Annotated in this window: 15 protein-coding genes; 8 read left to right on the top strand and 7 right to left on the bottom strand. The window is 72.4% G+C overall.

The genetic code is table 11. From position 1 onward, the window contains the following. Positions 1 to 86 precede the first annotated feature (86 nt). The gene (locus Ade02nite_RS43590; protein ID WP_203777000.1) at positions 87 to 2,345 is read left to right on the top strand and encodes a putative bifunctional diguanylate cyclase/phosphodiesterase; all 2,259 of its coding nucleotides are present in this window, start codon (positions 87 to 89) and stop codon (positions 2,343 to 2,345) included. A 13-nt stretch (positions 2,346 to 2,358) separates the two neighbouring features. Here Ade02nite_RS43590 and Ade02nite_RS43585 read toward each other — a convergent pair whose 3' ends face one another. From Ade02nite_RS43585 to Ade02nite_RS43575, 3 genes are all read right to left on the bottom strand, one after another. Beyond that, a complete protein-coding gene (locus tag Ade02nite_RS43585; RefSeq protein WP_239169482.1) occupies positions 2,359 to 3,252 on the bottom strand; it encodes a phosphotransferase enzyme family protein in 894 nt (297 codons plus the stop codon). Positions 3,253 to 3,322: 70 nt separating this feature from the next. Beyond that, positions 3,323 to 3,496 carry a CsbD family protein gene (locus Ade02nite_RS43580; RefSeq protein WP_203776998.1) on the bottom strand — a complete coding sequence of 58 codons (174 nt, stop codon included), beginning with the start codon at positions 3,494 to 3,496 and terminating at the stop codon, positions 3,323 to 3,325. A 60-nt stretch (positions 3,497 to 3,556) separates the two neighbouring features. Next, positions 3,557 to 5,806 (bottom strand): putative bifunctional diguanylate cyclase/phosphodiesterase, encoded by a 2,250-nt coding sequence (locus Ade02nite_RS43575; protein WP_203776996.1) that lies wholly within the window; start codon positions 5,804 to 5,806, stop codon positions 3,557 to 3,559. Between the two features lie 98 nt (positions 5,807 to 5,904). Between Ade02nite_RS43575 and Ade02nite_RS43570 the strand changes: the two genes are divergently transcribed. Both Ade02nite_RS43570 and pseI read left to right on the top strand, forming a co-directional pair. Next, positions 5,905 to 6,357: a GNAT family N-acetyltransferase gene (locus Ade02nite_RS43570; RefSeq protein WP_203776994.1), complete on the top strand. Its 453-nt coding sequence runs from the start codon at positions 5,905 to 5,907 to the stop codon at positions 6,355 to 6,357. Beyond that, on the top strand, positions 6,357 to 7,385 hold the full coding sequence (gene pseI / locus Ade02nite_RS43565; RefSeq protein ID WP_203776992.1) for a pseudaminic acid synthase: 1,029 nt from the start codon (positions 6,357 to 6,359) through the stop codon (positions 7,383 to 7,385). Before Ade02nite_RS43570 ends, pseI begins: the two co-directional genes overlap by 1 nt. Before the next feature lie 41 nt (positions 7,386 to 7,426). Here pseI and Ade02nite_RS43560 read toward each other — a convergent pair whose 3' ends face one another. Then, positions 7,427 to 9,262, bottom strand: coding sequence for an amino acid adenylation domain-containing protein (locus tag Ade02nite_RS43560; protein ID WP_203776990.1), 1,836 nt, complete (start codon positions 9,260 to 9,262; stop codon positions 7,427 to 7,429). A gap of 421 nt (positions 9,263 to 9,683) precedes the next feature. Here Ade02nite_RS43560 and Ade02nite_RS43555 point away from each other — a divergent pair, with 421 nt between their 5' ends. The 5 genes from Ade02nite_RS43555 to Ade02nite_RS43535 are packed head-to-tail and all read left to right on the top strand — an operon-like array spanning position 9,684 to position 12,561. Further along, on the top strand, positions 9,684 to 10,034 hold the full coding sequence (locus tag Ade02nite_RS43555; RefSeq protein ID WP_239169481.1) for a fluoride efflux transporter FluC: 351 nt from the start codon (positions 9,684 to 9,686) through the stop codon (positions 10,032 to 10,034). Next, positions 10,031 to 10,387 (top strand): fluoride efflux transporter CrcB, encoded by a 357-nt coding sequence (gene crcB, locus Ade02nite_RS43550; RefSeq protein ID WP_203776986.1) that lies wholly within the window; start codon positions 10,031 to 10,033, stop codon positions 10,385 to 10,387. Before Ade02nite_RS43555 ends, crcB begins: the two co-directional genes overlap by 4 nt. Positions 10,388 to 10,439: 52 nt before the next feature. Then, positions 10,440 to 11,072, top strand: a complete 633-nt coding sequence (locus Ade02nite_RS43545; RefSeq protein ID WP_203776984.1) for a GNAT family N-acetyltransferase — start codon at positions 10,440 to 10,442, stop codon at positions 11,070 to 11,072. A gap of 40 nt (positions 11,073 to 11,112) precedes the next feature. Then, positions 11,113 to 12,099, top strand: coding sequence for an RNA polymerase subunit sigma-70 (locus Ade02nite_RS43540; RefSeq protein WP_203776982.1), 987 nt, complete (start codon positions 11,113 to 11,115; stop codon positions 12,097 to 12,099). A 15-nt stretch (positions 12,100 to 12,114) separates the two neighbouring features. Then, the gene (locus Ade02nite_RS43535) at positions 12,115 to 12,561 is read left to right on the top strand and encodes a DUF6069 family protein (RefSeq protein WP_203776980.1); all 447 of its coding nucleotides are present in this window, start codon (positions 12,115 to 12,117) and stop codon (positions 12,559 to 12,561) included. A gap of 53 nt (positions 12,562 to 12,614) precedes the next feature. Here Ade02nite_RS43535 and Ade02nite_RS43530 read toward each other — a convergent pair whose 3' ends face one another. The 3 genes from Ade02nite_RS43530 to Ade02nite_RS43520 form a co-directional block, all read right to left on the bottom strand. Next, on the bottom strand, positions 12,615 to 14,762 hold the full coding sequence (locus Ade02nite_RS43530) for an MMPL family transporter (protein WP_203776978.1): 2,148 nt from the start codon (positions 14,760 to 14,762) through the stop codon (positions 12,615 to 12,617). A 71-nt stretch (positions 14,763 to 14,833) separates the two neighbouring features. Further along, the gene (locus Ade02nite_RS43525; RefSeq protein WP_203776976.1) at positions 14,834 to 15,478 is read right to left on the bottom strand and encodes a response regulator; all 645 of its coding nucleotides are present in this window, start codon (positions 15,476 to 15,478) and stop codon (positions 14,834 to 14,836) included. A 28-nt stretch (positions 15,479 to 15,506) separates the two neighbouring features. Next, a complete protein-coding gene (locus Ade02nite_RS43520) occupies positions 15,507 to 16,808 on the bottom strand; it encodes a sensor histidine kinase (RefSeq protein WP_203776974.1) in 1,302 nt (433 codons plus the stop codon). Positions 16,809 to 16,864: the final 56 nt, after the last annotated feature.

Here is a 16,864-nt window from a genome sequence, read left to right as displayed (position 1 = left end):
GGTCGAAATCATGACCGCGTCGTGCCCGGCCATGTGCGCTCGGGCGTTCCCCTCAAGTCCGGCCGTGCCCGGACGACAAGAGTCCCGTGCTAGCGACGGAGCAACTGACAGAGTTCCTGTCCGCGGTCGCGGACCGGCCCGCCGGTCCGGCCGCGCAATACGCTGCCGTCGAGTGCGCCGCCCGCGCGCTCGGCGCCGACGTCGCGGTGCTGATGATCGACGACGGGGTGGTGGCCGCCATCGGCCTCGCGGCCGATGAGGTGCCCGCGTACGCGGTGGCCGAGGTCGCCGCCGGCCGCCGGACCACCCTCGACCTCGGCGCGGGCCGGCACGCGGTCACCCACGCGACGATCGGCGGTCCCGCGCCGGGCGTCCTCGTGCTCGGCCGGGCCGGCGCGCCCTTCACCGCCGAGGAGATCACCCTGCTGCGCGGCATGGCGCGCGTCCTCGAACTGTGCCTCCAGTCGCTCTACATCACCGAGTCCGAGCGCCGCTACGCCGAGGAGAACGGCCGTCTGCTCGGCTACCTCGACCAGGGCCGCCGCGTCTTCTCCGAGCTGGCCGGGGTGCAGCGGGCCATCGGCCGCCGCCGGCCCGTGCCGGAGACCTTCGACCTGGTCACCGCCGCGCTGCGCGACCTGCTCGGCGTCGACATGGTGTCGATCAGCCTGGTCGAGCGCGACGATCCGCAGCTGGGCAGCCTGGTGGCCGCCGTGGGGGTCGCCCCGGAGGTGCGGGCGCAGCTCCAGCGCGTGGCGGTGGCCGCCGGCGGGGTGGCGGGACTCGCGACCCTGGGCGACGAGCTGGTCGCCGTGGAGGACTACACCACGTCGCCGATAGCGCTACCGGCCCTGACGGCGGTACACCTTCAGTCGATCATGGCCGTGCCGGTGCACGAGGGCGACAAGTCGGTCGGCGCGATCGCGGTGGGCACGTACACCTCCCGCCGCGACTGGGACAAGGCGGCGCGCGACATCGTGACGGCGTTCGCCGAGCACGTGAGCCTCGCGCTGACGGACGCCCGCACCCAGGAGCAGATGAGCAGGGCGTACCTGGACTCGCTGACCGGCCTGGCGACGAGGGCGCTGTTCCAGACGAGGATGGAGGAGTCGCTCGGCCCTAACGGCCTGGGCGGCGCGGTCCTGTTCGTCGACCTCGACCGCTTCAAGGTGGTCAACGACTCGCTCGGGCACGCGGCGGGAGACACCCTGCTCACCCGGGTCGCCGAGCGCGTGCAGGCGTGCCTGCGCGACGGTGACACGGCGGCCCGCCTGGGTGGTGACGAGTTCGCGGTCCTGCTTCCCGGCCTGCGGGGCACGGACGAGGCCGTTCCGGTGGCCGAGCGCATCCTCGACGCGCTGCGGCACCCGTTCGACCTGGCGGGCACCGAGACGTTCGTCAGCTCCAGCATCGGCATCGCGTTCAGCGGGCCGGGCGAGCACGACGCGTCGGAGCTGATGGTCCACGCCGACCTGGCGATGTACCAGGCGAAGAAGCACGGCAAGGACCGGTACGAGGTCTTCGAGCCGGCCATGCGCGCGGCGTTCCAGGCCAACATCGAGTTGGAGGCGGACCTGCGCCGGGCGGTCCTGCGCCACGAGTTCGAGCTGCGCTACCAGCCCATCGTCCACTTGCACACCGGCGAGATCACCGGCGTCGAGGCGCTGATCCGGTGGCAGCACCCGGACCGGGGTGTGGTCCCGCCGATGGAGTTCATCCCGCTGGCCGAGGAGACCGGGCTCATCGTCCCGATCGGCGAGTGGGTCCTGCGCGAGGCGACCCAGCGGGTGGCCGAGTGGAACCGCCGCCGGCTGGGGCCGCCGCTGTCGGTGAGCGTCAACATCTCGGCGGTGCAGCTCGACCAGACGACGCTGCCGCAGGTGGTGCACAGCGCGCTGGAGACGGCGGGCATGCGGCCGGACCGGCTCATCCTGGAGCTGACCGAGTCGCTCCTGGTGGAGCACCGCCCGGCGACCCTGGAACGGCTCAACGAGATCAAGCGGCTCGGCGTCCGGCTGGCCATCGACGACTTCGGCACGGGCTACTCGTCCCTGGCCTATCTGCGCCAGTTCCCGATCGACATCATCAAGATCGACAAGTCCTTCGTGGACGACGTCGTCGACGAGCCCACGGCGGCCGCGCTCACCCACGGCATCATCCAGCTCGGCCACGCGCTGCAACTCTCCACCATCGCGGAGGGCATCGAGCACGCCGGCCAGCTGACCTCGCTCGCCGGCGGCAACTGCGAGCTGGGCCAGGGCTACTACTTCGCCGAGCCGCTGACCCAGGTGGCCCTCGACGACCTGCTCTTCCCCACCGACGTCCCGCCCATGGAGTGCGAGTAGAGCGCCGAGCCGGTCAGCGGGCCTCCAGGTTGGCGGCGAGATGCCTGAGGGCCGCGGCGGCGTCCGGGCCCTCGGTGTGCGGGCCGCGCAGGTCCGCCGTGTAGCCGGCGATGTCGGCCAGGGTCCACCAGAGGCGGTAGAACTCGACGGCCGCCTCGCTGACCCGGCGGCCGGTCACCCGCTCGTAGCGCGACTCGGCGCCGGTGAGCATCCAGATGTCGCGCTCCGCCGGGGCCACCTGCACCGTGTCCCAGTCGATCAGGCGCAGCCCCTCCGCGGTCCACAGGATGTTGCCCGGATGGGGCTCGCCGTGCGTCACGACCCAGTCCCGCGGCGGTGGCAGGGCGCCGGCCAGGGCGTCGAAGCGGGCCAGCCGCTCGGCGACGCTTCCGGCATGCTCCGCCAGGAGGCGCCGGGCGGGCTCCGCGTAGGGGCCACCGGCCCACGGGCCGCGCGGGCCGGCGTGCAACTGGTCGCGCCCGGGCAACACCAGGTCGGCGCGCGGGGCACTCGCGGCACGGGTGGCGTGCAGCCTGATCAGCAGGTCCAGGACGGCGTCCCGGTCCTCGTCGCGGTGCGGGCCGAACGATCCGGCCGTGCCCGCGAGCAGGGGATAGACGGACAAGGCGTAGCGGTCCGCCAGCCGCCGCACGACGGCTCCGTCCCCGGTGGGCACGGGGGCCACGACGAAGTCGAGCTCGGACGCCAGCTCGGCGGCCGTGCGCAGTGCTTGTTCGAGCCCGGCCGACCACTCGGCGACCGTGACGAACCAGGCGCCCTCCACCGACCAGTGGTATCCCCCGGCGCCCACCGGCAGGTAGTCGACGCTCCGGGCCCGGATGCCCCAGCCGGCGGCCAGCTCCTCGGCGAGCAGATCGTCCCCGACGCCCTCCGGCCGCTCCCGCATGCCGAGCATTGTCACCCGCCAAGCGCGAAGCGGGCGGCCGCCACGGCCACCCGCTTCGCCGGATACCCGGTCAGGACTTGAAGGCGTCCTTGATGTTCTCGCCGGCCTGCTTGAGCTTGGAGCTGGACTGGTCGGCCTTGCCCTCGGCCTCGAGGCGCTCGTCGTCCGTGGCCTTGCCGACGCCCTCCTTGACCTTGCCGGTCAGCTCTTCCGACTTGTTGTTGATCTTGTCTTCGGTAGCCATGGTTACCTCCGGGGGACATCTGCCTACGCCGCTGGATGTACCCGGCACGGACCCGCCCAATCACGCCGAGGCCGTCAGGGCGTCCCTCTCGAGCATCCGGCCGAAGTCCGCGGCGGGCATCGGACGGCCGAAGAGGAAGCCCTGAGCCGCCGCGTAGCCCAGGGCCCGCAGGCGATCGGCCTGGTCGCGGGTCTCGACGCCCTCGGCCACGGCGTGCAGGCCCAGAGCGCCCGCCACCTGGAGCACCGCGGCGGCCACGGGCGCGCGCTCGCTCGGTACCGCCTGGGTGAACGTCCGGTCGAGCTTGACCTCGTCGACGGGGACGTCGTGCAGCATCGCGAGCGTCGACGCCCCGGTGCCGAAGTCGTCGAGCGAGACGCGCACCCCCAGGGCCCGCAGCCCGGCCAGGGTGCTCTCGGACGCGGCCGGGTCGATCGGCATCGACTCCGTGACCTCCAGCGCGATGCGAGAGCCCGAGATCTCGTACGCGTCGAGCAGCGCACCCACGTAGAAGGCGAACCCTGGCTCGCGCAGGTCGCGCGCCGAGATGTTGACGTTGAGCACGATGTCCGTGTCCCAGCCGGCCAGCTCGCGCACGGCCCGGCGCAGCACCCAGCGGCCCAGCGGCACGATCAGGCCGGTGCGCTCGGCGACCGGGATGAAGGTGTCCGGCGCGAGCGTGCCGTGCACCGGGTGCGCCCAGCGCACCAGGGCCTCCGCGCCCAGCACCCGGCCGTCGGCCAGCGAGACGATCGGCTGGTAGAGCAGGAAGAGCTGGTCGTCGCGGATGGCCTCGCGCAGCTCCGCGCCCAGGTACGACTGGTCGCTCGCCGCCATGCCCTCGTCGTAGTGCAGGGCCGCCGTGCCGGGCAGCGCCTTCGCCTTGTACATGGCGATGTCCGCCCGGCGCAGCAGCAGGCTCGGGTCGTCGCCGCTGCGGCCGTCCGCGATGCCGATGCTGGCGCGGATCGGCAGCTCGTGGCCGTCGGCCAGCACCGGCTCGCGGAGCGCCCGCATCATGCGCTCGGCCGCCAGGTCGGCCGCGGCCGGGTCGGCGCCGTCCAGGACCACCACGAACTCGTCGCCGCCCAGCCGGGCCACCGTGTCCTCGGCGCGCAGGCAGCCGTCGAGGCGGCCGGCCACCGCGATCAGCAGGAGGTCGCCCACCTCGTGGCCGAGGGTGTCGTTGACCTCCTTGAAGTCGTCCAGGTCGATCAGCGCGACCGCCACCGGCCGGTCGCCGGGGCTGGTCAGGGCCTTGTCGAGCCGCTCGTGGAAGAGCACCCGGTTGGGCAGCTGGGTGAGCGCGTCGTGGGTGGCGCCGTGGTCGAGGCGGCGCAGCAGGCGCCCGTTGTCGCGGAACGCGGTGATCTGCCGGATCACCACGAGCGCGGTGAGCGCCACGGCGCTGGACACCACGATGCGGCGGTCGGCGCTCGACGCCGGCCAGGTGATCGCGAGCAGCAGGCCGTCCACGGCGGCCACCGCGACGTACGGCAGGACGCTGAACGTGCGCCGCCGGTCCGGCTTGGCGCCGCGGCGCGGGCCGTACGAGACGGCGCGCTGCCGCTCGGCGGCGAGCGCGACGAACAGGTAGACCGCCGGCATGTTGATGATGTCGGGGTACATGTGCGGGTCGAGCGCCATGAACAGCGGGCGCACGACGGGGCCGACGGCGCTGATCAGGACCGCCACCGCGATCATCTGGAGCGCCACCCGGTCGAACAGGGCCTGGCTGGCCAGGAGGAACTTCGCCACCGCGAAGACCGCGAGCAGGGCGAGCACGCTCAGCGCGAGCGAGACGTAGATCAGCACCGGGTCGGTCTGATGGATCGCGAACCGGGCCGAGAAGTGCCACACGAAGACGGCGCACGCCAGCATCACCGTGCCGGCGTCGAGCACCAGGCGGAAGGTGTCGCCCCGGGTCCGCATGCCGAACGGCAGCCGGATCAGGGCGTACATGACCAGCAGGATCGCCAGGCCGTCGAAGACCATCTGCCCGGTGCCCATCTGCATCGAGGCCGGGTCGGCGGCGCCGTACACGTACACGACCTGGGCGGTCACGCCGAGGCCGACCAGGGTGCTCGCCGCCCAGAGGTGCCGCCAGAACCGGCGGATCGGCGGTGGCAGGTGCTCGGCCCGCGCCGTGCGCCCGCACTCGGCCGCGAGCAGCCCGGCGCCGGCGATGCCGGGCAGCCAGAGCAGCGGCCACGGGATCACGGGGCTGATCGCGTTCACCCCGACCCCGATGATCGTGACGACGAGCAGTGAAGCGTTGGCGCGGAGTAACCGGCCGGACAGCCCGAACATGCTCGGTCCGATCGGCCGGTCCCGCCCAGGGGTGAGGAATCGCGCTGTGACCTAGGTCCCCGGCGGCGGGCTTGCCGGGGCGGCCATACTTTGACACTGTGCTGCGACCCGCGACCTATGCCGAACGCGACCTGATCCTGCCCTGGCGGAACCACCCGTCGGTGCGGGCGGTCAGCCTGACCACCCACGAGATCAAGCCGGAGGAGCACGCTGCCTGGTGGGAGAAGCGCTGGCAGAACGTGCTGATCTACGAGGACGATCGCGGCGTGCCGTGCGGGGTCGTCATCTTCGACGGCAACACGTGGTCCTTCTACCTGGACACCGAGGGCCTGGGCGACCGGCAGCTCGCCGCGTGGATGCGGCTGGAGAAGGAGGCCGTCGACTACGCGTTCGGCACACTGGGACTCGAAACGCTGGGCGGCGAGACCCTGGAAGAGAACAAGCAGGTGCTGGCGTTGCACCGGCGGTTCGGTTTCAAGGAGACGCGGCGCTACGAACGACTGGTCGACGGGGTTCCGAAGACGGTCGTCTGGACTGAGAGAGGGAAGTAATGACTAAGTTCGGGCCCGACAAGCGGCCGTACATCGTCGCGGAGATGTCGGGTAACCACAACGGCTCTCTCGACCGGGCGCTGGCGCTGGTCGACGCGGCGGCCGACAACGGCGCGGACGCTATCAAGATCCAGACGTACACGGCGGACACCATGACCGTGGACGTGAAGCACCCGCGGTTCCAGATCTCCAAGGGCCACGAGCTGTGGTCGGAGGCCTACCTCTACGACCTGTACGAGCGGGCGCACACCCCGTGGGACTGGCACCAGCCGATCTTCGAGCGGGCCCGCGAGCGCGGCCTGACGCCGTTCTCCAGCCCGTTCGACCGCACGGCGATCGAGCTGCTCGAGAAGCTCGACGCGCCGATGTACAAGATCGCGTCCTCGGAGATCACCGACCTGCCGCTGATCCGGATGGCCGCGAGCACCGGCAAGCCGATCATCATCTCGACCGGCATGGCCTCGGTGAAGGAGATCGCCGCCGCGGTCGAGGCCGCGCAGGGCGCCGGCGCCACCGACGTCACCGTGCTGAGCTGCACCGCGTCGTACCCTGCCCCGCCGCAGTACACCAACCTGCGCCGGATCCCGGTGCTGGCGCAGATGCTCGAGCTCCCGATCGGCCTCAGCGACCACACGCTGGGCATCGGCGTGCCGATCGCGGCCGTCTCGTTCGGCGCGTGCCTGATCGAGAAGCACATCACCCTCGACCGCGAGGACGGCGGCGTCGACTCGGCGTTCTCGCTGGAGCCCGCCGAGCTCAAGGCGCTGCGGATCGAGTCGGAGCGGGCCTGGGAGGCGCTGGGCACCACCCACATCGGCCCGACCGAGGCCGAGAAGGAGGGCCTGCGGTTCCGCCGGTCGCTCTACGTGGTGACCGACGTGAAGGCCGGCGACCCGGTGACCGAGGAGAACGTGCGCTCGATCCGCCCGACCGGCGGCCTCGAGCCCGACGCGATCCGCACGGTGATCGGGCGGACCTTCACCCAGGACGCGGCCAAGGGCACGCCGCTCACCTGGGACCTGATCTGACCTGAGACGAAGAAGGGGGCCCCTCGGGGCCCCCTTTTTTCCTACTGTCCTCGCCGTCGCAGCTTGCCGAGGACCTTGCGGCCGTCACGGCCCACGACCTTGTAACCGGCCCGCGCCACCATGAGGACCCGGCCGGCCCAGCTCTTCTTGTAGAACTGAACCTCCCAGTCCATCTTGCTGACCGCCAGGTCACGCGACTTGATCATCTGCTCGGTCCACTCCATCATCGCCAGCAGATGGCTTGCCTCGTAGCGCTGGCGCCAGAGCGCCTCGGTGAGCTCGCGGAAGCCCTGCACGTCGACCTGGGCCGTGCCCGGCGACACCGAGAGCAGCTGGAGCCGGCGGTCGTGCTGCGCGTCGAGGCTCAGATCGAAGTCCGCGGCCTCGACGGTGACCTGAAGGTCGACGGCGCGGCGGATCTCGTGGGCGTCGACGCCCTGGCCGGCCATGCCGAGCAGGGTGGCGGTCAGGTCGACGGCGTGCGAGGTGATCGGCCACGGGTGCGGCTGGCCCGAGGTGATGAGCTGGACGGCGAACGCCCAGAACGCCCGGACCTCGGCCGTCTCGAGCGCGACCGGCTCGATCGGCTCCCAGCGGGTCGGCAGCAGCGCCGGCCCGTGCGGGGTGACGAAGACGTCCGCGAAGCCGGCGAGCGCGGCCGGGCCGGTCAGGAAGCCGTCGCGCGCCTGGGCGCGCAGCCACGCGTCGTACTGCGCGAGCTCGACGCGGAGCTGGCGCAGGTCGTCGGTCGCCGCCAGGTGGAGCAGGCGCTCCTCGAGCACGTAGCCGCGGTCGGCGCCGGACGCGAGGGGCTCGCTGACCCGGCGCAGGCCGTAGCGCTCGACGGTGCCCTCGATCGGCTGGAGCACTGTCGTGCGGACCTCGCCGTCGACCGGGGCCACCTCATAGACGAAGGTGCCTCGCGGATCGCCGACGAGCAGCTGGTGACCGGGGACCGCGGGCGCCGTGGCGGACGCGCGCGCGACGACCAGCCAGGCCGCGGCCACCGCGCTCTCGGCGCCGGCGCGCACGGCGCGGTTGATCAGCCGGCGCGGGTCGCTGAGCACCGGGCGGTTGCGGAAGCCGGCCGCGTACGCCTGGGAGAGCACCGTGCCGAGCCGGGGCCGCAGCGGCGAGCCGACCTCGCCGAGCAGTCCCTCGCCGACCAGGACGGTCGGGACGGCCGGCTCCGGAAAGGCCGCGTAGGACGAGGTGGCCGTGAGGCCGGCGTCGCCCAGGCGGGTGATCAGCTGCTCGCGCGAGGCCGGCCGGTGCGCGTCGTGCTCGTCCACCGGGTACCACGCGGAGTCCTGGCGCTCGCGGGCGCCGGGCTCGAGCCGCACGGTGTGGTGCAGGCCGAAGTTGTTGTCGTGCAGCAGGACCAGCGCGCCGTCTGCGGCCACGGCCGAGGCGAGCCGGTCGATCAGCTCGCCCGCGGACAACTGCTCGCCCTCGGCGGAGTTGAGCCGGCCCACGCCGTCGACGGCGACCACGAGGTCGAACGTGGCGGCCGGGTCGAGCTTGACCACCGCGCCGCCGAGCACCGTGACGCTCGGGTGGCCGGCGGCGGCCCGCTCGGCGTCGCGCAGCGAGCGCAGCAGCCAGGTGACGGCCGCGCCGCTGTCGGCGAGGGCGGTGACGATCTCCTCGGAGTGAGGGCCGGCGATCAGCACGCTGCGGCCGGGGCCGGCGTGCTCGCGGAGGATGTGCCGCAGGACGGCGCCGCGCGGCAGGGCCGGCCCGTGTTGCTCGTCCAGATCGGTCCAGTTGAACATCTCTCCGCCGAGACGCCGTAGGTTGGTCACCGGCGGCGCGGTCAATGCGGCGGCGAAGTCCGTGCCATCGGTGGGGAGCAGTGCGGAAGCGCGCTCCGACATCACTCAGACCTCTCTGTTGCAGCGGCCGGCCCAGAGGCGACCAGTTCGTCGGGGGTCGCGGGGGCGTGACTCAGCTGCTGTGCGCCGTGGTCTCGGCCCGTCACGTCGACGCCGAAAGGTACCATTCAAGGTTAGTTACCACCCCGATCGCAGGGGCGGCATTCCGCCGCGACTCTAGGACCATAAGCGATCCAGCGGCCGGATTGTCCGTTACCGCCCCTCATGGTCCTGGCCGCATAACGCGGCTTCGGCCGGCCGAGCCTATCACCTGTGTCACACATCACCGTTTGCGCCGCGGGCCCCGCTCGCCCGGCGGCCCGCAAGATCATCGCCTACAGTGGACACGCGAGACCGGCCGGAGTGGGCGCCGCCACGCCTGCTCCGGCCACCTTTCTTGAGATCATGAAGCGTGGTCCTCGCGGTGATCTCTCTCGGTGGCGTGCTCGGCGCGCTCGCCCGGTACGGCCTCACCCAGGCCTGGCCGCATCACGCCGGCGGCTTTCCCTGGGCGGTCTGGACGATCAACGTGTCCGGCTGCTTCCTGATCGGCCTCCTCTACGTCTGGCTCGGCCGCTACCGCCCGCGGCAACGGCTGCTCCGCCCGTTCCTCGGCACCGGCGTGCTCGGCGGTTACACGACGTTCTCCACCGCCATGACCGACGTCCTCACCGCGCCGACCGTGACCGGCGTCCTCTATCTGCTCACCACGCTGGCCGGCGCGCTGCTCGCGGTCTGGGCAGCGACCCTGCTGGCCGAACGGGTGCCGCGATGACCACTGTCCTCCTGATCGCCGCCGGTGCGGCGGTAGGCGCGCCGTTGCGCTACCTCGCCGACAAGGCCCTGCGGTCCCGGTCGGGCTTCCCGCTCGGCACGCTCGCCGCGAACGTGACCGGCTCGTTCCTGCTCGGCTTCCTCCTCGGCCTGCCCGTCTCGCCCACCCTGGCCGCGGTGCTCGGCACGGGTTTCTGCGGCGCGCTGACCACCTATTCCACGTTCAGCTGGGAGACGCTCACGCTGGCCCGCTCCGACCGCCCGCACCGCGCGCTGGTGTACGCCCTCGCCAGCATCGTCGCCGGTCTCACGGCCGCCCTGCTCGGCCGCCTGCTCGCCCACATGGGCGCATAGCCATCGCGCTCGCACGGTGAGCGCGCGGGCCTCGCGCTCGCACAATGAACGGGTGGACCTCGCGACAATTCTCGAAGCCGCGGCCGACGGCTACTTCCCGCCCCAGAACGGCGGCGTCACCGTCGTCCCCCAGCCGAGCAAGCGCGACGCCGGCGTGCTGGCCTTCACCGCGCACTCCGTGATCTTCCTCGACGAGGATCCCGCCTGGATCCGGGCCACCCTCGCCACCGTCGAGTCCGACCCCCTGGCCGCGACCATGCACCCCGCCTTCCTGTCCGCCCTGCTCGGCCGCACGGCCCGCCGGACCGACACGATCGACCTGCTCACCGTCGCACCGGCCCTGCCCGGCCCGCCGCCCCTCCCGCTCCTTCCCCTCGATCAAGATCATTCCCGGGTACGCAGCGCGCGTGCCCGCCGCGACCACGTCCGGGCGTGGCGCGCCGACGGCGGCATCGTCACCCTGGGCCACGGCGTCGCCGGCCGATGGGAGGTCTCCATCGAGGTCGACGAGGCGGCCCGGCACCACGGCCTCGGCCGCCTGCTGGCCACCGCCGCGCGCCACCTCGTCCCGCCCGGCGCGTGGCTCTGGTCGCAGCAGTCACCGGGCAACGCCCGCAGCGTCCGCACCTTCCAGGCGGCCGGATACCGCGCCGTCGGCTCGGAGCTGCTTCTGCACCCCGCGTGATGAGTTCTTCCGCCCGTGGCCGTCACACCTAGGACAGGACATGACGAGGCGGAAGGATGACGTGATGGACGTGAGCACTCTGGAGGAGCCCGCCTTCGCCGGGATGGCGGAGCGCCACCGGCGAGAGCTGCATGTGCACTGCTACCGCATGCTCGGGTCGTTCGAGGACGCCGAGGATACCGTGCAGGAGACGTTCCTGCGCGCCTGGCGGCGGCGGGAGACCTTCGAGGGACGGTCGACGTTCCGGGCCTGGCTCTACCGCATCGCCACCAACGCCTGCCTGGACCTGTTGGCCAAGAGCCGCCCCGAGCCCGCGACCGGCGGCGAGGTGCTGTGGCTCCAGCCCTACCCGGACCGGCTGCTCGACGAGCTGCCCGCGGACGACGCGGACGAGCCGGAGGCGGTCGCCGTCGCGCGGGAGACCATCGAGCTGGCGTACGTGGTCGCGGTCCAGCATCTCGCGCCGCGCCCGCGGGCCGTGCTGATCCTGCGGGACCTGCTCGGCTGGCCGGCGAAGGACGTCGCGGACCTGCTCGGCGACTCGGTCAACTCGGTCAACAGCGCCCTCCAGCGGGCCCGCGCCGGCATGCGCGAGCACCTGCCCGCCGAGCGCCAGGACTGGACCGGCGGCGAGGACGACGCCACGACGCGCGATCTCGTGCGCCGCTACACCGACGCGAGCGTGGCCACCGACATCCCGGCGCTCGCCGCGATGGTGCGCGACGACATCCGCACCTCGATGCCGCCCACCCCGGGCCTGTACGCGGGGCGCGACGCGGTGGTGACCTACTGGGTCGAGAGCGGCTTCGAGGGCATGACCGGCCTGCGCGCCGTGCCCACCTCGGCGAACCGGCAGCCTGCCGTCGCCTACTACCACTGGCGCGAGCGCGAGGGCGCCTACCTGCCGCTGACCATCGACGTCCTGCGCATCACCGGCGGGGCGATCTCCGAGATCACCACCTTCCACGCCGACCGGTTCCCCCGGTTCGGCCTGCCCGAGCGCCTGCCCGCGGACGGCACGGAGTAGGGACGGAGGACCGGCATGAGCAGCACGCAGCACACCGGAACCCGCACCGGCCACGCCCACCCGATCCGCGGCCTCGCCGGCATCGGCCTCGCCGCCACGCTCGCGGCGACGGCGGCCACCACGGTCGCCGCCGCCCTTGCCCGGGCCCTCGGCGTCGACTTCGAGATCCCCGACGGCGGCGAGACGATCCCGGTGGCCGGGGTCGCCGTGGTGACCGGCTTCTTCTCGGTCGTGGGCGTCGTCATCGCCGTCGGCCTTCTGCGCTGGAGCGCTCGCCCCGCCGAGCGTTTCGTGGCGACCGCGGCGTCGCTGACCGCCGTCTCGCTGATCCCGCCTTTCCTCGCCGGAGCGGACCCCGCCACCGTGGCAGCCCTCGTCGCGCTGCACCTCGTCGCCGCGGCGGTGATGATTCCCGCCCTGGCCCGAGCCCTTCGGACCCGCGGCGCGACGGCCGGCAGGTGACGCGCCAGGCGGCGCCGCTCCCGGTGGAGCGGCGCCGCCTGTCTGCGCGGAGGTCAGGCCGAGATCAGCTCGCGGTCCCGGTCGTGGGCCGGCGGGGCCGACGGCGGCTCGTGGGCGATCTGCGGCAGCCAGCCCAGCCAGCGCGGCAGCCACCAGTTCTTCTCGCCGAGCAGGGCCATCACGGCCGGCAGCAGGACCGCGCGGATGATCGTGGCGTCCAGCAGGACGGCGGCGGCCAGGCCGATGCCGAGCTGCTTCGTCGAGGCCAGCGGCAGGGTGGCGAAGAGCGCGAACACCGCCACCATCACCACCGCCGCGCTGGTGATGACGCCGGCCGTGCGGCCGATGCCCTCACGCACCGCCTGGCGGGTCGGCAGGCCCCGGTCGTGGCCCTCGCGGATGCGGCTCAGCACGAAGACGTGGTAGTCCATCGACAGTCCGAACAGGATGATGAACAGGAACAGCGGCATCCAGTTGACGATGCCCTCGGCCGCGTGGAAGTCGAGCACGCTCTCGAAGTGGCCGTACTGGAAGACGTAGACCAGCATGCCGTACGCGGCGGCCACCGACAGCAGGTTGAGCACCACCCCGGTGATCGCGACGACGACCGAGCGGAACGACACGAGCAGCAGCAGGAACGCCAGGCCGAGGACGAAGCCGAACACCCACGGCAGGCTCGACTCGAGGCGGGCGTTGAAGTCGGCCTCCCCCGCCGCCTCGCCGGTGACCAGGGCATCCGCGCCGAAGGTCGCCGGCACCACGTCCTCGCGCAGCACCGGGAGCGCGTCCTTGTCCTTCAGGCCGACGGACACCACGGTGACCGTCCCGGCCGGGTTGACCCGCACGTCGACCGGGCCGACGAGCCGGCCGTCGCTCGCCGAGACCGCCTTCTCGAAGGCGGCGACCTTCTGCCGGTCGACGGGGCCCTGGAGGACCACCTCGGCCGGGGAGATCTCGCTGGGGAAGGCCTCCTGGACGGCCTTGTACGCCTGGACGATCGCCGCGTCCGGCGGCAGGTCCTCGAGGCCCTCGCCCTTGGTCTTCAGGTCGAGCGCCGGCCAGGCGAGCGCGCCCAGGGCGGCCACCGCGAGCACCGCCGAGATCAGCGGCTTGGCGAGCACCACGCCGAGGAAGGCGTTCCACACCCGGCCGTCGCTGCGCTTGCGGTAGAGGCCGGGAATCTTGATGGCGTCGACCTTGTCGCCGAGGGCCGAGAGCAGCGCCGGCAGCACGGTCAGCGAGCCGAGCACGGCGGTCGCGACCACCAGGATCGTGCCGATCGCAAAGCTGGTGAACGTCGCGTCGTAGGTGAGGAACATGCCGGCCATCGCCACGATCACGGTGAGGCCGGAGATCCAGATGGAGCGGCCGGACGTCTGCGCGGCGATCACCAGGGCCCGGTGCGGGTCGGCGCCGTTGCGCCGCTCGTCGCGTTCGCGGCGGATGTAGAAGAGGCAGTAGTCGACGCCGACCGCCAGGCCGACCAGCAGCATCACGTGCATGGTGGTGTCGACCGTCGGGGCGAGGCGGCTCGCGAAGGCGAGGAGCCCGATCGCGGCGACCACTGCCATCACGGCCAGCAGGACCGGCAGGAACGCGGCCACCACCGCGCCGAAGGCGATCAGCAGGATGCCGAGCGTGACCGGGATCGACAGCAGCGACAGCGTGTGCAGGCCCTTGTCGAGGTCCTCGCCGATGAGCTTGTCACCGCTCGCGTTGCCGCCCTGGCCGATGTACAGGCCGGGGTGCTCCTTCGCCACCGAGGCGACCGTGTCGAGGGACGGCCCGACCCGGTCGGCGGCCGTCTCCGGGTCGCCGGAGATGCCGAAGGTGATCAGCGAGGAGCGGCCGTCGGGCGACTGGATCGCCGGCTGCACGTCCACCACGTTCGCGGTCTTCTTCAGCGCCGCGGTCAGGTCGGACAGGGCGGCGGCCCGGTCGGTGTCCGCGCGGTTCTGGACGATCACCATCTCGCGCGCCGGCTCCACCGGGAAGCCGGCCGCCTCGACGATCTTGTCGGCCTTCTTCGACTCGCCGTGGCCCTGGTCGGAGCCGGTCGCCTCGATCGTCGAATACTGTCCGGCGAGGACGGTCACGCCGATCACGAAAGCGATCCACCCCAGGATCGCGAGCGTCCGATGGCGGGCGCTCCACAGCGCGGCACGAGCCGCGATTCCCTTCACATTCCCCCTGGCATTCATGAGGGAAACGCTATGAGCTGGGAGAACACCGATCGATCCCCTTGACCCCCGTCTTCGGGGTAGGGCCAGCCCTACCCCTGCAGGTAGGCCAGCACCGCCATCACCCGGCGGTGCTGCTCGTCGTCCTGGTGGAGGCGCAGCTTGGTGAAAATGTTGCGCACGTGCTTCTCGACCGCGCCGTCGGTGACGACCATCTTGCGGGCGATGGCCGTGTTGGACATGCCCTCGGCCATCAGGCCCAGCACCTCGCGCTCGCGCGGGGTGAGCGTGCGCAGCGGGTCGTCGCGGCGGCGGCGCACCAGCAGCTGGCTGACCACCTCGGGGTCGAGCACCGTGCCGCCGCCGGCCACCCGCGCCAGCGCGTCGAGGAACTCGGCGACCTGGGACACGCGGTCCTTGAGCAGATAGCCGACCGCGCCCATGCGGTCGGCCAGCAGGTCGTCGGCGTAGGACACCTCGACGTATTGGGAGAGCACCAGGATCGGCGTGCCGGCGACCAGGCCGCGCGCCTCGACCGCGGCCCGCAGGCCCTCGTCGGTGTGCGAGGGCGGCATGCGCACGTCCACGATGGACACGTCGGGCTTGTGCTCGGCGATGGCGGACACGAGGGAAGGCCCGTCGCCGACGGCCGCCACCACCGTGTGGCCGTTCTCCTCGACGAGCCTCACAAGACCCTCGCGCAACAGCACCGCGTCGTCGGCAATCACCACCCGCATGCCGCCATGCTGTCAGATGACAGTTCCCCTAGAGGGGCAGGGCCGCCGTGAGCTGCGTTCCACCCGTCGACGGGCTCGTCACGTCGAGCACGCCGCCCGCGGCCTGCACCCGGTCGGCCAGGCCGGCGAGGCCGTGCCCCTTGGCCAGGCTGGCGCCGCCCACGCCGTCGTCGATCACCGAGACGAGCAGGCCGGCCTGGTTGCGCTTGACGGTGACCTGCACCTCGCTGGCGTGGCTGTGCTTCGCCACGTTCGTCAGCGCCTCGGCGACCACGAAGTAGGCGGTCGACTCGACGACCGGATCGAGCCGCTCGGCGACCGGCGCGTCCAGATCGACCGGGACGGTGCAGCGGCCGGCGAGGGCGGTGAGCGCCGCCTGGAGGCCGCGGTCGACCAGGATCGGCGGGGCGATGCCGCGGGAGAGGGCGCGCAGCTCGTCGAGCGTCTCGCGGGTCTGCGCCAGCGCCTCGGCCACGGTGGCCCGCGCCGCCTCGGGGTCGGTGGCGAACTGCTGCTCGGCGCGGCCGAGGTCCATCGCGAGGCGGACCAGCCGCTGCTGCGGGCCGTCGTGGATGTCGCGCTCGAGCCGGCGCAGCGCGGTGGCCTCGGCCGAGACGGCGGCGGCCTTCTGCGCCTGGGCGACGTCGCGGGCCGCGTTCGCCTGGGTGACCTGCTCGCGCAGCTCGTTGACGCCGCAGAGCAGGCCGCGGGCGAACCAGGCCTCCATCAGCGCGGCGCCGCGCACCACCGGGTAGAGCGTGCCGGCGAAGAAGACGCCGATCGCGAAGTAGAAGATGAGCCGGGTGCTGGTGGCGTCGCCCATGCCGAGCAGCTCGGGCAGGTCCTGGTTGTCCGGCCCGCGCGGGATCGCCCAGTCCCACAGCGGGACGGTGAGGCCGCTGAGCGCGCCGATCCACCAGGTGAGCACGAAGCTGAACGCGATCGTGCTGGGGATGAAGCGGAACATCCCGTGCAGCAGGTCGAGCCACGACTGGCCGTCGGTGAACGGCGTGAAGGTGCGGCGCAGCAGGTCACCGCCCTGGTTCTTCTTGTACGCCGGATGCGGGATCTTGTGACCGAAGACCGGCCCGATGCGGGCGCGCTCGACGGCCGCGAAGCCCCGGGCGACCATCAGCGTGCCGACCAGCAGCGGCAGGCCGATCCAGATGGCCACGAGGCCGACTCCGGTGAAGAACCCGGTCATGCAGACCGTCACGGTCACCAGGCCGATCGGGAAGCCGAGCAGGACGTACTGCGTGTCGATGCCGATCCGGCGCAGGAGCCGGGTGGCGGGTGCTGGCGCAGGCGCGGGAGAGGCATACGTCGTCATGTCTTCGACGCTAGGCATCGGCGCCCCCTGTTCCGATCCCGCTGACCGCCGTCTGC

Origin of the sequence: Paractinoplanes deccanensis, from assembly GCF_016862115.1 — a bacterium.
Taxonomy (GTDB): Bacteria; Actinomycetota; Actinomycetes; order Mycobacteriales; family Micromonosporaceae; genus Actinoplanes; species Actinoplanes deccanensis.
This window is presented reverse-complemented; position numbering and strand designations above follow the sequence as displayed.

Bases quoted from the DNA above. Each gene is read 5' to 3' on its own strand.
- Ade02nite_RS43585 (WP_239169482.1), bottom strand. From the start codon at position 3,252: ATGCGGGAGCGGCCGGAGGGCGTCGGGGACGATCTGCTCGCCGAGGAG.
- Ade02nite_RS43580 (WP_203776998.1), bottom strand. From the start codon at position 3,496: ATGGCTACCGAAGACAAGATCAACAACAAGTCGGAAGAGCTGACCGGC.
- Ade02nite_RS43575 (WP_203776996.1), bottom strand. From the start codon at position 5,806: ATGTTCGGGCTGTCCGGCCGGTTACTCCGCGCCAACGCTTCACTGCTC.
- pseI (WP_203776992.1), top strand. From the start codon at position 6,357: ATGACTAAGTTCGGGCCCGACAAGCGGCCGTACATCGTCGCGGAGATG.
- Ade02nite_RS43560 (WP_203776990.1), bottom strand. From the start codon at position 9,262: ATGTCGGAGCGCGCTTCCGCACTGCTCCCCACCGATGGCACGGACTTC.
- crcB (WP_203776986.1), top strand. From the start codon at position 10,031: ATGACCACTGTCCTCCTGATCGCCGCCGGTGCGGCGGTAGGCGCGCCG.
- Ade02nite_RS43540 (WP_203776982.1), top strand. From the start codon at position 11,113: ATGACGAGGCGGAAGGATGACGTGATGGACGTGAGCACTCTGGAGGAG.
- Ade02nite_RS43535 (WP_203776980.1), top strand. From the start codon at position 12,115: ATGAGCAGCACGCAGCACACCGGAACCCGCACCGGCCACGCCCACCCG.
- Ade02nite_RS43530 (WP_203776978.1), bottom strand. From the start codon at position 14,762: ATGAATGCCAGGGGGAATGTGAAGGGAATCGCGGCTCGTGCCGCGCTG.
- Ade02nite_RS43525 (WP_203776976.1), bottom strand. From the start codon at position 15,478: ATGCGGGTGGTGATTGCCGACGACGCGGTGCTGTTGCGCGAGGGTCTT.
- Ade02nite_RS43520 (WP_203776974.1), bottom strand. From the start codon at position 16,808: ATGACGACGTATGCCTCTCCCGCGCCTGCGCCAGCACCCGCCACCCGG.